General features: G+C 68.2%; 13 protein-coding genes. All 13 read right to left on the bottom strand.

The window, feature by feature from the left end:
• Positions 1-12: 12 nt before the first annotated feature.
• The 13 genes from nuoK to ACFOY2_RS27450 all read right to left on the bottom strand — a co-directional run bounded on the left by nuoK (position 13) and on the right by ACFOY2_RS27450 (position 12,688).
• Positions 13-309 carry an NADH-quinone oxidoreductase subunit NuoK gene (nuoK, locus tag ACFOY2_RS27510; protein WP_090931987.1) on the bottom strand — a complete coding sequence of 99 codons (297 nt, stop codon included), beginning with the start codon at positions 307-309 and terminating at the stop codon, positions 13-15.
• Positions 306-1,085: an NADH-quinone oxidoreductase subunit J gene (locus tag ACFOY2_RS27505; RefSeq protein WP_379530962.1), complete on the bottom strand. Its 780-nt coding sequence runs from the start codon at positions 1,083-1,085 to the stop codon at positions 306-308. Before ACFOY2_RS27505 ends, nuoK begins: the two co-directional genes overlap by 4 nt.
• Complete coding sequence (gene nuoI / locus ACFOY2_RS27500; protein ID WP_357827088.1) at positions 1,078-1,593, bottom strand: NADH-quinone oxidoreductase subunit NuoI; 516 nt, start codon at positions 1,591-1,593, stop codon at positions 1,078-1,080. The genes ACFOY2_RS27505 and nuoI overlap by 8 nt, the downstream gene beginning before the upstream one ends.
• Positions 1,580-2,881, bottom strand: coding sequence for an NADH-quinone oxidoreductase subunit NuoH (gene nuoH / locus ACFOY2_RS27495; RefSeq protein WP_379530961.1), 1,302 nt, complete (start codon positions 2,879-2,881; stop codon positions 1,580-1,582). Before nuoH ends, nuoI begins: the two co-directional genes overlap by 14 nt.
• A complete protein-coding gene (locus tag ACFOY2_RS27490) occupies positions 2,878-5,262 on the bottom strand; it encodes an NADH-quinone oxidoreductase subunit G (protein WP_379530960.1) in 2,385 nt (794 codons plus the stop codon). Before ACFOY2_RS27490 ends, nuoH begins: the two co-directional genes overlap by 4 nt.
• The gene (gene nuoF / locus ACFOY2_RS27485; RefSeq protein WP_379530959.1) at positions 5,259-6,548 is read right to left on the bottom strand and encodes an NADH-quinone oxidoreductase subunit NuoF; all 1,290 of its coding nucleotides are present in this window, start codon (positions 6,546-6,548) and stop codon (positions 5,259-5,261) included. The genes ACFOY2_RS27490 and nuoF overlap by 4 nt, the downstream gene beginning before the upstream one ends.
• Positions 6,545-7,201, bottom strand: a complete 657-nt coding sequence (gene nuoE / locus ACFOY2_RS27480; RefSeq protein WP_379530958.1) for an NADH-quinone oxidoreductase subunit NuoE — start codon at positions 7,199-7,201, stop codon at positions 6,545-6,547. The genes nuoF and nuoE overlap by 4 nt, the downstream gene beginning before the upstream one ends.
• Positions 7,198-8,523 carry an NADH-quinone oxidoreductase subunit D gene (locus ACFOY2_RS27475; RefSeq protein ID WP_379530957.1) on the bottom strand — a complete coding sequence of 442 codons (1,326 nt, stop codon included), beginning with the start codon at positions 8,521-8,523 and terminating at the stop codon, positions 7,198-7,200. The genes nuoE and ACFOY2_RS27475 overlap by 4 nt, the downstream gene beginning before the upstream one ends.
• Before the next feature lie 46 nt (positions 8,524-8,569).
• The gene (locus ACFOY2_RS27470; RefSeq protein ID WP_379530956.1) at positions 8,570-9,265 is read right to left on the bottom strand and encodes an NADH-quinone oxidoreductase subunit C; all 696 of its coding nucleotides are present in this window, start codon (positions 9,263-9,265) and stop codon (positions 8,570-8,572) included.
• Entirely contained in the window at positions 9,262-9,813 is a 552-nt protein-coding gene (locus tag ACFOY2_RS27465) for a NuoB/complex I 20 kDa subunit family protein (RefSeq protein WP_132608802.1), read from the bottom strand. Before ACFOY2_RS27465 ends, ACFOY2_RS27470 begins: the two co-directional genes overlap by 4 nt.
• A gap of 2 nt (positions 9,814-9,815) precedes the next feature.
• Entirely contained in the window at positions 9,816-10,211 is a 396-nt protein-coding gene (locus ACFOY2_RS27460) for an NADH-quinone oxidoreductase subunit A (RefSeq protein ID WP_379530955.1), read from the bottom strand.
• Positions 10,212-10,275: 64 nt separating this feature from the next.
• Complete coding sequence (locus ACFOY2_RS27455; protein ID WP_379530954.1) at positions 10,276-11,514, bottom strand: geranylgeranyl reductase family protein; 1,239 nt, start codon at positions 11,512-11,514, stop codon at positions 10,276-10,278.
• A gap of 298 nt (positions 11,515-11,812) precedes the next feature.
• Positions 11,813-12,688 (bottom strand): helix-turn-helix domain-containing protein, encoded by an 876-nt coding sequence (locus ACFOY2_RS27450; protein WP_379530953.1) that lies wholly within the window; start codon positions 12,686-12,688, stop codon positions 11,813-11,815.
• Positions 12,689-12,784 lie beyond the last annotated feature (96 nt).

Here is a 12,784-nt window from a genome sequence, read left to right as displayed (position 1 = left end):
CACCAGTCACCTCTAGTACTTCAGCAGGTTCGCGTCGTCGACGGACGCGGACCTGCGAGTTCGGAAGATCGTTACGATGATGGCCAGGCCGACCACGACCTCGGCCGCGGCCACCACCATCACGAAGAACGCGATGACCTGGCCCTCCAGGTTGCCGACCTGCCTGGAGAAGGTGACGAAGGCCAGGTTGCAGGCGTTGAGCATGAGCTCCACGCACATGAACACCACGATCGCGTTCCGCCGGATCAGCACACCCAGGGCGCCGATGGCGAACAACAGGCCGGACAGTACGAGGTAGTGCGTCGTCATTTGGTGACCTCGTTGCTTTCCTCGGCTTCGTCCTCGGCCGTGTGCTTGATGGCCTCGGCGAGCTTGGGGTCCTCGGGCAGGTGCCCGTGCTCGACGTCGTAGCGCGCGATGTAGCGGTTGACCGAGGACTCCGCGACCGTGCCGTCGGGCAGCAGCGCCGGCATGTCGATGGCGTTGTGCCTGGCGTAGGTGCCGGGGCCGGGCAGCGGCGACGGGCGGTCACTGAGGAACCGGGCGCGGGACAGGTCCTTCTGCGTGGCCTTCTCGGTGAGCTTCTCGCGGTGCGCCAGCACCATCGCGCCGAGCGCCGCCGTGATCAGCAGCGCCGAGGTGATCTCGAACGCGAACACGTACTTGGTGAACAGCAGCGCCGCGATCGAGCGGACGTAGCCGCCCTGCGCGGTGGCCTGCGCCAGCCCCGCCTGGGGAGCGAAGATCGCGTTGCCGAACGCCAGCACGATCAGCGCCACGAACCCGATGGCCGCGATCGCGGCCCAGAAGCGCTGGCCCTTCAGCGTCTCGACGAAGGAGTCGGAGGAGTCGACGCCCACGAGCATGAGCACGAACAGGAACAGCATCATGATCGCGCCGGTGTAGACGATGATCTGCACCGCGGCCAGGAAGGGGGCGTCCTGCACGGCGTACAGGACGGCCAGGCAGAGCATCACCGTGCCGAGCATCAGCGCGGAGTACACGGCCTTCCGGTTGAAGACCATGCCGAGCGCGGCGCCGACGGACACGACGGCGAGCACCCAGAACGTGATGGTCTCACCCATTGGTCCGCCCCAGCCGGTAGTAGTCCTCTTCGGTCTCACCGAGCCGCATGGGGTGCGGCGGCTGTTCCATGCCCTGGGTCAACGGCGCGAGCAGCATCTCCTTGGTGAAGATGAGGCTCTCGCGGCTGGAGTCGGCGAGCTCGTACTCGTTGGTCATGGTGAGCGCTCGGGTCGGGCACGCCTCGATGCACAGGCCGCACAGGATGCAGCGCAGGTAGTTGATCTGGTACGTGCGCCCATACCGCTCACCCGGGGAGAAGCGCTCTTCCTCGGTGTTGTCCGCGCCCTCAACGTAGATCGCGTCGGCCGGACACGCCCAGGCGCACAGCTCGCACCCAATGCACTTCTCCAGCCCGTCAGGCCAGCGGTTGAGCTGGTGACGCCCGTGGAAGCGAGGAGCCGTCGGCTTCTTCTCCTCCGGGTAGTTCGTCGTGACGGGCTTCTTGAACATCGTATGGAAGGTGACCCCGAAGCCCTTGACGGGGTTCAGCCAATCAGTTAGTCCCACTGGGAATCTCCTTGTGCTGCACCCCGTGGTAGTGCGGCAGATCGAGCGGCGGCACCGGGAACCCGCCGGCCGTCGGATCGTTGGACAGTTCCTCGAACTCGGCCTCGATCTCGGCCTTCTTGTCTTCCTTGCGCCGCTGGTTCACCGTGTCGAACCGCATCCAGATCGCCAGCGCCCCGATCACGATCAGCACGCCGAGCCCGACCCCGAGCATCGTGTCGCCCTCGCCCACGACCACGTTGCGCACGGCCGCGACCAGCAGGATCCACGCCAGGTTGACCGGGATCAGCACCTTCCAGCCGAGCGACATGAGCTGGTCGTAGCGCACTCGCGGCAGCGAGGCCCTGACCCAGATGATGAAGCTGAAGGTCAGGATGAACTTGATGAGGAACCACAGCACCGGCCAGTAGCCCGTGTTGGCACCCTCCCACAGCGAGATCGGGAACGGCGCCCGCCAGCCTCCGAGGAACAGCGTCACGGCGATGCCGGTGGCGGTGAAGGTGTGCAGGTACTCGCCCATCATGATGAGCGCGAACTTCAGCGAGGAGGAGTACTCGGTCTGGAACCCGCCGACCAGCTCTCCTTCACCCTCGGGCAGGTCGAACGGGATGCGCGCGGCCTCGCCGAACATGCAGATCACGTAGATCAGGAACGACGGGATCAGCAGCACCGCGAACCAGGTCTGCTCCTGCGCCTTGACGATCTCGGAGGTGGACAGCGTCCCGGCGAACACGAAGATCGCCACGAACGACAACCCCATCGCGATCTCGTACGAGACCACCTGAGCCGCCGAGCGCAGACCGCCGAGCAGCGCGTACGGCGAGCGCGACGACCATCCGGCCAGCACCACGCCGTACACCGACACCGCGCCCATGGCCAGCATGAACAGCACCGCGACCGGCAGGTCGACGAGCTGCAGCGGCGTCTGCACGCCGAACAGGTTCACCATCGGCGCGAACGGCACGATCGAGAAGGCCAGGAAGGCGGGCACCACCATGATCACCGGTGCCAGCAGGTAGAGCACCTTGTCGACGGTGTTCGGGAAGAGGTCCTCCTTCAGACCCATCTTCAGACCGTCTGCCACCGACTGCAGCAGGCCGAACTTGCCGGCCCGGTTGGGGCCGTAGCGGTGCTGCATCCGCGAGATCAGCTTGCGCTCGAACCAGACGCCGAACAGGATGCCCAGCATCAGGAAGGCGAAGAGCATCACGGCCTTGACGATGGTGATCCACAGCGGGTCCTTGCCGAAGTCGGCAAGGGTGGGATCGGCCGCGAGAACGAGGGTCATGAGGCGCTCCCGATGGTGACGATGTCGCCGGCCACCGCGCGCAGGTCGCGGGTGACCGAGCAGCCGCCGGAGTTGGACGGCACCCAGACCACGCGGTCGGGCAGGTCGGCGACGCGCACGGGCAGGGTGACGGCCTCCGACTCCGGGTCGCCGATGACGAGCTTGTCGCCGTCGGTGATGCCCAGTTCGGCGGCCGTGCTCTCGGAGACCAGCGCTTCGGCGGCGCGGGCGGTGCCCGCGAGGTACGGCTCGCCGTCCTGCAGCCTGCCCTCGTCGAGCAGCAGGTGCCAGGTGGCCAGCAGCGCCTCGCCCGCCCCCGGCGGGTCCTGCGCGCGGGTGGCGGTGTGCGGCGCGGTGACGCGGCTGCCCCGCCAGGCGCCCAGGGCGGACAGTTCGCGCCGGGCGGCCTTGGCGTCCGGCAGGCCCAGGTGGACGTCCATCCGGTCGGCCAGGTTGCCGATCACGGCCAGGTCGCTCTGCAGTCCTGGCACCCTGAGCGGCGCCTCGAACGAGCGGCCTCGGCCCTCCCAGTTGACGAACGTGCCGCCCTTCTCCTGGACGGCGGCGACGGGCAGGACCACGTCCGCGCGGTCGGTGACGGCGCTGGCGCGGATCTCCAGGCTGACGATGAACGGCGTGCGCTCGAGCGCGTCGAGCGCCGCCGCCGGGTCGGCCAGGTCGTAGGGGTCGACGCCGCCGACGATCAGCGCGTCCAGTTCGCCGGCGCGGGCGGCGTCGAGGATGCCCGCGGTCTCCCTGCCGGGGGTGGCGGGCAGCGAGGACACGTTCCACACCCGGGCGACCTCGGCCCTGGCGCTCTCGTCGTCGACCGGGCGGCCGATCGGCAGCAGGTTGGGCAGCGCGCCGGCCTCGATCGCGCCACGCTCGCCGGCCCTGCGCGGGATCCAGGCGAGCCTGGCGCCTGCGGCGGCCAGGCGGACCAGGGCGGACAGCGCGCCGGGGACGGTGGCCAGCCGCTCGCCCGCGAGCACGATCGTGCCCTCGGCCAGCGTGCCGACCAGGTCGCCGATCGCGTCGGCCTCGGCGCCGGGGGCGGTGCGGACGAGCGTGCCGCCCATCTTCACCAGCCCAGGAGAGGCGAACGGCGCGATCGAGGTGACCTTGAGCCCCTTCTTCTTCCACGCCTTGCGCAGGCGCAGGAAGACGATCGGCGACTCGTCCTCGGGCTCGAACCCGACGAGCACCACGTGGGAGGCGTTCTCAAGGTCGGTGTAGTTGATCTCGATGCCCTTGCCGGCCACCGCGTGGGCCAGGAACTGCGACTCCTCGGCGGAGTGCGGCCTGGCGCGGAAGTCGACGTCGTTGGTGCCGAGGGCGAGCCTGGCGAACTTGGCGTAGGCGTAGGCGTCCTCGACCGTGACCCGGCCGCCGACCAGCACGCCGGCCTTGCCGCGGGCCTTGGCCAGGCCCTGGGCGGCCACCGTGAGCGCCTCGGGCCACGAGGCCGGCACGAGCACGCCTTCCTCGTTGCGGATCAGCGGCGTCTTGAGCCGGTCGGGCTGCGTGGCGTAGGTGAACGCCCAGCGGCCCTTGTCGCAGTTCCACTCCTCGTTCACCTGCGGGTCGTCGCCCGCCAGGCGGCGGGTGACCCGGCCGCGCCGGTGGTCGGTGCGCTGGGCGCAGCCGGAGGCGCAGTGTTCGCACGCGCTCGGCGTGGAGACCAGGTCGAACGGGCGGGCCCTGAACCGGTAGGCGGCCCCGGTGAGCGCGCCGACCGGGCAGATCTGCACCGTGTTGCCGGAGAAGTAGGAGTTGAACGGCTTGCCTTCCGCCGTGCGCACCTGCTCCTTGGCGCCGCGCTCGAAGAACTCGATGAGCGGGTCGCCGGCGATCTGGTCGGAGAAGCGGATGCAGCGCGCGCACTGGACGCAGCGCTCGCGGTCGAGCAGCACCTGCGTGGACAGCGGCAGCGGCTTGGGGAAGGTCCGCTTCTGCTCCTGGAACCTGGACTCGCCCTGACCGTTGGACATGGCCTGGTTCTGCAGGGGGCACTCACCGCCCTTGTCGCAGACCGGGCAGTCGAGCGGGTGGTTCATGAGCAGCAGCTCCATGGCCCCGCGCTGCGCCTTCTCGGCGACCGGCGAGGTGAGCTGGGTCTGCACGACCATGCCCTGCGCCACCTCGATCGCGCAGGACGGCTGCGGCTTGGGGAAGCCCCGCCCGTTGCCCGCGTCGGGGATGTCGACCAGGCACTGGCGGCAGTTGGCCGCCGGGTCGAGCAGCGGGTGGTCGCAGAACCTGGGGATCTGGATGCCCAGGAGCTCGGCGGCTCTGATGATCAATGTGCCCTTGGGCACGCTGACCTGGAACCCGTCGATGGTCAGGGTCACCAGGTTCACTTCGGTCTCTACGACGGTCACTGCTCACCCCAGAGAGTGGACTTCTTCGGGTCGAACGGGCAGCCGCCGATCTCGAAGTGCTTGAGGTACTCCTCGCGGAAGTACTTCACCGAGGAGTGGATCGGGCTGGTCGCGCCGTCACCCAGAGCGCAGAACGAACGTCCGAGGATGTTGTCCGCGATGTCGGTGATCGTGTCCAGGTCCTCCTCGGTGCCCTGGCCCTTCTCCAGGCGCTTGAGCACCTGCTTGAGCCAGTACGTGCCCTCGCGGCACGGCGTGCACTTGCCGCAGGACTCGTGGGCGTAGAACTCGGTCCAGCGCAGCACCGTGCGGACCACGCAGGTGGTCTCGTCGAAGATCTGCAGCGCCCGGGTGCCGAGCATGGAGCCCTTGGCGCCGACCGCCTCGAAGTCGAGCGGCACGTCGAGGTGCTCGTCGGTGAAGATCGGCGTGGAGGAGCCGCCGGGGGTCCAGAACTTGATCTCGTGTCCTGCGCGGACGCCGCCCGCCATGTCGAGCAGCTCGCGCAGCGTGATGCCGAGCGGCGCCTCGTACTGGCCCGGCCTGGTGACGTGGCCGCTCAGGGAGAAGATGCCGAAGCCCTTGGACTTCTCGGTGCCCATCCCCGCGAACCACTCGGCGCCGTTGGCGATGATCGAGGGAACACTCGCGATCGACTCCACGTTGTTCACCACAGTAGGCGAGGCGTACAGGCCCGCCACGGCCGGGAACGGGGGCTTGAGCCGCGGTTGTCCTCTGAAGCCTTCCAGCGAGTCGAGCAGGGCCGTCTCCTCGCCGCAGATGTACGCCCCGGCGCCGCTGTGCACGACCAGTTCGAGGTCGTAGCCGGAGCCGAAGACGTCGCTGCCGAGGTAGCCCTTCTCGTACGCCTCGCGCACGGCCGCGTGCAGCCGCCTGATCACGTGGAGGACCTCGCCGCGCACGTAGATGAAGGCGTGGTTGGCGCGGATCGCGTACGAGGTGATGATGATGCCCTCGACCAGCGCGTGCGGGTTGGCCATCATCAGCGGGATGTCCTTGCAGGTGCCCGGCTCCGACTCGTCGGCGTTGACGACGAGGTAGTGGGGCTTGCCGTCACCCTGGGGGATGAAACCCCACTTCATGCCGGTGGGGAAGCCCGCGCCGCCTCGGCCGCGCAGGCCGGAGTCCTTGACGGCCTGGATGACGGCGTCGGGGTCCATGCCCAGCGCCTTCTTGGCCGCCTCGTACTCGCCGTAGACGTCGAGGGTGAAGGAGTTGGCCTGGTCCCAGTTCGCTGTCAGGACGGGTGTCAAAGTGGTCGTCATGCCTCTGGGGCCTTCCATCCTCTGGCCTTGGCCACCTTCAGGCCCTCAAGCGAGGGGCCGGCCGCCGAGGGGCCGTCGCCCGCCAGCTCGTCGGGCAGGCCGGCGAGCACCCGCGAGGCCTCCTTGAAGGTGCACAGCTTCTTCGGGCCGCGCGTGGGCCGTACGTCCTTGCCGTCACGCAGGTCGTCGACGAGCTGCTTGGCCGACTCGGGCGTCTGGTTGTCGAAGAACTCCCAGTTGACCATCATCACGGGGGCGAAGTCGCAGGCCGCGTTGCACTCCAGGCGCTCCAGCGAGACCTTGCCGTCGGGGGTCGCCTCCTCGTGGCCGACGCCGACGTGCTCGGTCAGCTCGTCCCAGATCTGGTCGCCGCCCATGACCGCGCACAGCGCGTTGATGCACACGCCGACGTGGTAGTCGCCGGCGGGCTTGCGCTTGTACATGGTGTAGAAGGTCGCCACGCCCGTGACCTCGGCCTTGCTGACGCCCAGCATCTCGGCGCAGAACTCCTGCCCGTCGTCGGAGACGTAGCCGTCTTCGGACTGCACGAGGTGGAGCAGCGGCAGCAGGGCGGAGCGCGTCTTCGGGTAACGCCCGATGATCTCCTTGGCGTCTCGCTCCAGACGCTCGCGGATCTCCGGCGAATACGTCACCGGTCTACACCTCCCATGACGGGGTCGATAGAAGCCACCGCGGCGATCACGTCGGCGACCTGGCCGCCCTCGGCCATCGCGGGGAAGCCCTGCAGGTTGCAGAAGGACGGCTCGCGGAAGTGCACCCGGTAGGGCCGGGTGCCGCCGTCGCTGACGACGTGGGCGCCGAGCTCGCCCTTGGGGGACTCGATGCTGGCGTACGCCTGCCCGGCCGGCACCCTGAAGCCCTCGGTCACCAGCTTGAAGTGGTGGATGAGGGCCTCCATCGAGGTGCCCATGATGTGGGCGATGTGGTCGGGCGAGTTGCCGAACCCGTCGGGGCCGAGCGCGAGCTGCGCGGGCCAGCCGATCTTCTTGTCCTCGATCATCACGGGGTCGCCCTTGAGCGGCCCGGCGATCTTGTCGAGCGCCTGCTCGACGATCTTGAGGGACTCCTCCATCTCCTTCATGCGCACGAGATAGCGCGAGTAGACGTCGCAGCCGCGCTCGGTCGCGACGTTGAACTCGTAGTTCTCGTAGCCGCAGTAGGGCTGCGACTTGCGCAGGTCCCAGGGCAGACCGGCGGCGCGCAGGATGGGGCCCGTGATGCCCAGCGCCATGCAGCCGGTCAGGTCGAGGTAGGCCACGTCCTTGGTGCGGCGCACGTAGACCGGGTTCTCGTCGAGGAGCTTGCGGATGTCCTTGATCCGCTTGGGCATCTCCTTGAGGAACTCGCCGACCTTGTCGACCGCGCCGGCGGGCAGATCGACGCTCACACCGCCGGGGCGGATGTAGGCGTGGTTCATGCGCAGGCCGGTGATGTACTCGAACAGGTCCATGATCATTTCACGATCGCGGTACCCGAACAGGAACGGCGTGGTCGCGCCCAGCTCCATGCCGAAGGTGCCCATCGCCACCAGGTGCGAGGCGATGCGGTTGAGCTCCATCATCATCACGCGGATGGCCTGCGCCCGCTCGGGGATGCGGTCGGTGATGCCGAGCAGCTTCTCCACGCCCAGGCAGTAGGCGGTCTCGTTGAAGATCGGCGACAGGTAGTCCATGCGGGTCACGAACGTGGTCCCCTGGGTCCACGTCCGGTACTCCATGTTCTTCTCGATGCCGGTGTGCAGGTAGCCGATGACCCCGCGGGCCTCGGTGACCGTCTCGCCGTCGAGGGTCAGGACCAGGCGGAGCACACCGTGGGTGGACGGGTGCTGCGGGCCCATGTTGATGACCAGGCGCTCTTCCTCGGAGTCGCGCGCACCGGTGACGACCTCGTCCCAGTCGGCGCCGGTGACCGAGTAGACCTTGCCCTCGGTCGCCTCGTCATAAGCGGTGCTCATGAGTGATCCTCCCTGAGGTCGTCGACGCGTCGCTTCACAAGGTCGCTCACGCGTAAGACCTCCTCTGGTCCGGCGAGGGGATGGTGGCGCCTCGGTACTCGACCGGGATGCCGCCCAGCGGGTAGTCCTTGCGCTGCGGGTGACCGTCCCAGTCGTCCGGCATCATGATCCGCGTGAGCCCCGGGTGACCGTCGAAGACGATGCCGAAGAAGTCGTACGTCTCCCGCTCGTGCCAGTCATGACCAGGGTAAACGCCCACGGTGGATGGAATGTGCGGGTCGGAGTCCGGTGCGCTGACCTCCAGGCGTACACGCCTGTTGTGGGTGATCGAGCACAGGTGGTAGACCGCGCGCAGCTCCTCGCCCGTCATGTGGGGGTAGTGCACGCCTGAGACGCCGAGCGACAGCTCGAAGCGCAGGTTCGGGTCGTCGCGCAGCTTCTGGCAGACCTCGACGACGCGCTCGCGCTTGACGTGCAGGGTCAGCTCGCCGCGGTCGACGACCACGCGCTCGACGGCGTCCTCGAGGCCGAGGAAGTCGACGATCTCGTCGAAGTAGCTCCCGTACGGGCGCGGCGTCGAAAGCTGCGGCGCCCTGCGGACGACGAGGCCGCCGTAGCCGGAGGTGTCGCCGGAGTCCTGGGCGCCGAACATGCCCCGCCGGGCGACCGGCGGCTCCTGCGCCGCCGGCACCTCGGGGACCTGGGCGTCGGGGACCTCGGGGAGGTTGTCGGGCGAAGTCACTTCGCGGCCCCCTGATCGATCAGCGGCAGCGTACGCAGCGCCTGCAGTTCGAGCTCCTCGATCTGCTTGGCGCGGTGCGCGCCGAACTTCATGTTCTGGATCTTGTCGTGCAGCTTGACGATCGCGTCGATCAGCATCTCGGGCCGCGGCGGGCAGCCCGGCAGGTAGATGTCGACGGGCACGACGTGGTCGACGCCCTGCACGATGGCGTAGTTGTTGAACATGCCGCCGCTGGAGGCGCACACGCCCATGGAGATGACCCACTTGGGCTCGGCCATCTGGTCGTAGATCTGCCGCAGGACGGGCGCCATCTTCTGCGACACGCGCCCGGCGACGATCATGAGGTCGGCCTGCCGGGGAGACGCCGAAGCGCGCTCCATGCCGAAGCGCGCCAGGTCGTAGTGGGGGCCGCCGGTGGCCATCAGCTCGATGGCGCAACAGGCCAGGCCGAACGTGGCCGGCCATACGGAGTTCTTCCGCGCCCATCCGGCGGCCGCTTCGACCGTGCTGAGGATGAACCCGCTGGGGAGTTTTTCTTCAAGTCCCATTTTCAGTCCCAGTCCAGACCCTTGCGGCGCCAGACGTACGCGTAGGCGACCAGCACCGTGATGATGAACAGCAACATCTCCACGAGGCCGAACAGCCCGAGCCCCGAGAAGATCGTCCGGCCGACGTCGTCCGTCTCCGGCGCGAACGAGACGGCCCACGGATAGAGGAAGATGATCTCGATGTCGAACACGATGAAGAGCATCGCGGTGATCATGTATTTGAGTGGGAACCGTCCACCACCGACAGGCTGGGGCGTCGGCTCGATGCCGCATTCGTAGGCGTCAAGCTTGGCGCGGTTCCAGCGCTTGGGGCCGGTGAAGGGAGCAATGGCGACCGAGAAGATCGCGAAGCCCCCCGCGAGAACGGCGAGCACCAGGATGGGCACGTAAAGGTCCATCGCTACGCCTCCTCCGGAGTCGCCGCGCGCGCGGGCGCGCAGCCGGATCTGTTAGTTGCGGGATTCATGCTGGTGGGGCGACCTTCGAGAGTGCGTTAATGATCATGTCCGACGCATCGCCTCGCCGGTCGGTGAGATTACCAAGGAGTTTGAGCGCGAAGCGCATCAGCCTCGGGTGCGGGAGCCCGTGCCTGGTGCCGAAGCGCATCACACCCGGCTTCCCGATCGCCTCGACGAACAGCCTCCCAAGTGTGAAATATCCGCCATAGGCGTCTTTCAGCACTTGAGGATAGGTCCGCAGGGTCCGCTCCCGCTGCGCGGGGGTGGCACCCACGAGGGCCCTGGCGATGATCTCCGCGGCGATCTCACCGGTTTCCATGGCGTAGGCGATGCCCTCGCCGTTGAACGGGTTGATCGCCCCGCCGGAGTCTCCCACGAGTACGAGGCCGCGTGTGTAGTGGGGCTGCCTGTTGAAGGCCATCGGGAGCGCGGCGCCGCGGATGGGCCCCGTCATGTTCTCCTCGGTGAAGCCCCACTCGGCCGGCATCGACCGGCACCAGCGCCTGAGCAGGTCGCGGTAGTCGATGTTGCCGAACTGCGCGCTGGTGTTGAGCAGGCCCAGGCCCACGTTGGCGGTGCCGTCGCCGACGCCGAAGACCCAGCCGTAGCCGGGCAGCAGCGTGTCGCCGTCCCACAGCTCCAGCCACGTCTCCAGGTAGTCGTCGTCGTGGCGCGGGCTCTCGAAGTAGGTGCGCACGGCCACGCCCATCGGGCGGTCCTCGCGCTTGTGCAGGCCCATGCCCAGGGCCAGGCGGGTGCTGTTGCCGTCGGCGGCCACGACCACGCGGCTGCGGTACTCGGCGCCGTCCTTGGTCTTCACGCCGACGATGTGGCCGCTGCGGTCGTCGAGCACGGGGCCCGTGACGGTGACGCCCTCCTTGAGGCGTACGCCGTTCTTGACCGCGTTGGCCGCGACGATCTGGTCGAAGTCCTGCCGGGTGCGGACAAGCCCGAAGTCGGGGAAGCGCTCAAGCTGCGGCCAGTCGAGCTCGAATCGCAGGCCGCCGCCCACGACGCGCAGGCCCTTGTTCCTGATCCAGCCGGGCGCGTCGACGTCGACGCCCATGTTGAGCAACTGCTTGACCGCACGCGGGGTCAGGCCGTCGCCGCAGACCTTCTCACGGGGGAACCTGGTCTTCTCCAGGAGCAGAACGTCGAACCCGGCGTGCGCGAGGTAGAAGGCGGTCGCGGAACCGGCGGGACCGGCACCGACCACGATGACGTCGGCGTCAATTGTGCTCATGGTCGCGCCCGCCTCGCCACTCGTCGGCTCCTACGTCGCTCTCTTGCGGCGAGCTCCTGCGCTCGGAGGGTGGCTGTTGGCACGGTCACTGGACCTGTCCTGTCCTACACACGCGAAGGCTTCGGGGTGTGGCGCCTTCGTTCCTTTGTGAACCCCTTCACAAACTTGTCGGCCCGCAGTCTACTGCTTTTCCTGTACATAGTGGCAGTCGGGGTGCTGTTCTGTGATCCAAGTGGACGGCGTGTCGCCTGTGGCCGCGCAGTCATGATCGTCACGCTAGCAGCCGGGCTCCGGTCGCTCAGAGCCCGCCCAGCGAGGCGATGCAGTCTCGAGACGATTCCTCGTCGAGAGCGGCCTGACACAGAAGATCGAACAGCAGCGAGTAGCGGTAGACCCGCTCCTCGGCCTCGACGAGCGCGACCGCCTGATACTCCTCGGAGACGGCGATGTCGGCGGAGATCGGCCCCAGCACCGGCAGTGAGGGAAAGCCGAGGAGCACGAAGCCGGAGAAATCGAGGGGGTGCGCGTGTTCCAGGAGCAGGACGCGAATGGAGATGTTCGGCAGCTCACCCACCTTCAGCAGGTGGCGGAGCTGCTCGCGCATCATCGCGGCGTCGCCGTCGCCGAACCGGCGGCGCAGCACCGCCTCGTCGAGGACGACCGTGCAGGACGGGGGCGGCTCGCGGGTGAGCACCTGCTGCCTGAGCAGGCGGGCGTGGGCGCGGCGCTCGATGCGGCTCGGCGGGGCCGGGTCGAGGCGCTGGTTGATCTTGGCAAGTTCGGTGGCGTAGGCCCTGGTCTGCAGCAGCCCGGGCAGGACGTTGGCGTTCCACGACCTGATCGAGCTCGCGCCGTGCTCCAGCCCGATGTACTCGCGCAGGACCTCCGGCAACACGTCGGAGTAGCCCTCCCACCAGCCTTTGGGGGCGTCGTTCTCGGCAAGCTGGAGCAGCAGCTCGCCCCGCTCGCCGTCGGTGTGGTAGAGCGTCAGCAGCTTGGCCACGTCGTCTGCCGAGGGCGCGACCTGCCCGGTCTCCATCCTGGAGAGCTTGGAGGTGGACCAGCGCAGGGAGCCCGCCACCCGCACGCCGTTGAGCCCTGCCTCTTCGCGTAGCCGTCGTAGTTCGGTGGCCACCTTCCGGCGGCGGAGTGTCGGATTGACCTCCCCGATCACCCAGTCTCCTTTCTGGATATTCGCTGCATATGCCCGCAAACGCCTGCGCAATCGTCGCCGAGAAGCCCTGAATACGTTTTCGGGAAAGGGCCGTTC

The organism is Nonomuraea purpurea (assembly GCF_042650645.1).
Classification (GTDB): domain Bacteria; phylum Actinomycetota; class Actinomycetes; order Streptosporangiales; family Streptosporangiaceae; genus Nonomuraea; species Nonomuraea purpurea.
This window is presented reverse-complemented; position numbering and strand designations above follow the sequence as displayed.